Below are 1,550 nucleotides of genomic sequence, written 5' to 3' on the forward strand. Positions count from 1 at the left end.
CGGGAAAATCAAGCAGTTCAGAGGCATCGCAACACGTTATGACCGCAAACCGGAAAACTACCTCGCCGCGCTCAAGCTGGCTTCACTCCGCATCTGGTTGAAGTCTTATGAGTCTGCGGCCTAGTCTTCGGCGCGCGCCCGGTTGAGCTGCCAACAGGCGTTCCAGGATCGCCTCGTCCGACAGCTCCTGGGGCCAACCATAGGCGGCGGCCACCGCCGCATCCAACTGCTCGTGCAGGTCGCGCAACACCCAGACCAGACCCTTTTCGTAGATTACCTGCTCGCTGTTTCATCCTGAGATGAAATGAAGGTAGGAGTAACCACCAAAGTTTGGGGATAGGATATTCAGAAAAATCTAATGAAGAATTTTGGACTCGCCTTTATATGGCGCAACAATGAGTACAGTATCTTTTTGATAGCAGTTACTTGGATTTAAAATGCGTTCTCCGAAGTTCCATCATAATCGATCAGTCATCGAGACGGTTGTTACCAAGCCGATCCTGAAGAGACGATGGAAGAGTCTTGGACGTCAGCTAAGAAATCAGCTGTTTCTCGATGTTGTGGAGTTCAAGGATATCGACGCCCAAATCAATGAAATAGCTGAAAACATCGAACAGCAGATTCGCAACGGCTCTTACCAGCCTGCCAAGCCTACACATTACCTTGTTGAGAAGTCACGTGGTCTCTGTCGTCAGATGACCCAGAGTGAGCCTCGGGACCTTCTTGTCCTAGAGACCCTTACCAACTCACTGAAGCACGAGCTTGTGGAAAGTCGACCTTCAAAACGCTCTTTCTTCGAGCCAGATCAACAACGGTTCACAAGAAGGGAGAGAAGACTTGGAATCGATGAATATTCTTCAATAAAACCATGGAAAGATTTCCAACAAGCGATATTCGCTTTTTCGAAAGAGCGGAAATTCATCGTCGTCACAGACGTTGCAAACTTCTACGACTTTATAAGCTTTAAACATCTCCGCAATATTATTTCCTCTATATGCCAAGTTCGTGAGCCACTTCTCGACCTTCTGATCTTTGTTCTTAACGAGATGGCATGGACGCCTGACTACATGCCACGATCCGAAGTTGGTTTGCCGCAAATGGAATCGAATGCACCAAGGGTACTGGCAAATGCTATGCTCTATGAACTTGACCGGGTCGCTGAAGAGAAAGCGTTCGGAGAATACGTTCGCTATATGGACGACATAGATGTTGGGGTGGACTCGATTTCCAAGGCAAAGGAGTCGATCCGTGATATTGACCTGACCCTGCAGTCCAGACAATTGCGGCTTAATTCAAGCAAAACAAGAATTCTGACGCCTGCTGAAGCATTCGATCACTTCTGTATCCGTGAGAACCAATTCCTAGATTTCTGCTCTGACATCATCGAGCGGAAAGGAATTACGGGACATGATACGGTCAAACGCGCATTAGGCTGCATACTCATAAACGGGATTCCCAAATTGGGTGATTTATGATTCCCCTTTGTCCTCTGTAGAGCAAGCTACGGAGGACAGATGAGCCGGCGGCGTTACGAACTGACGGATTACGAA

The 1,550-nt window shown here is 48.1% G+C and carries 1 protein-coding gene and 1 pseudogene; both read left to right on the forward strand.

Translation table 11 applies throughout. The features are described 5' to 3' along the window. Positions 1-124: pseudogene (locus tag ACFOW6_RS18015) on the forward strand (IS5/IS1182 family transposase); the annotation flags it as partial. A gap of 313 nt (positions 125-437) precedes the next feature. Continuing rightward, entirely contained in the window at positions 438-1,475 is a 1,038-nt protein-coding gene (locus ACFOW6_RS18020; protein ID WP_382423819.1) for an RNA-directed DNA polymerase, read from the forward strand. Positions 1,476-1,550 lie beyond the last annotated feature (75 nt).

This window comes from Fodinicurvata halophila, from assembly GCF_042651425.1.
Taxonomy (GTDB): Bacteria; Pseudomonadota; Alphaproteobacteria; order Kiloniellales; family DSM-21159; genus Fodinicurvata; species Fodinicurvata halophila.

Excerpts from the sequence above, each read along its gene's own strand:
- ACFOW6_RS18020 (WP_382423819.1), top strand. The coding sequence starts at position 438 with ATGCGTTCTCCGAAGTTCCATCATAATCGATCAGTCATCGAGACGGTT.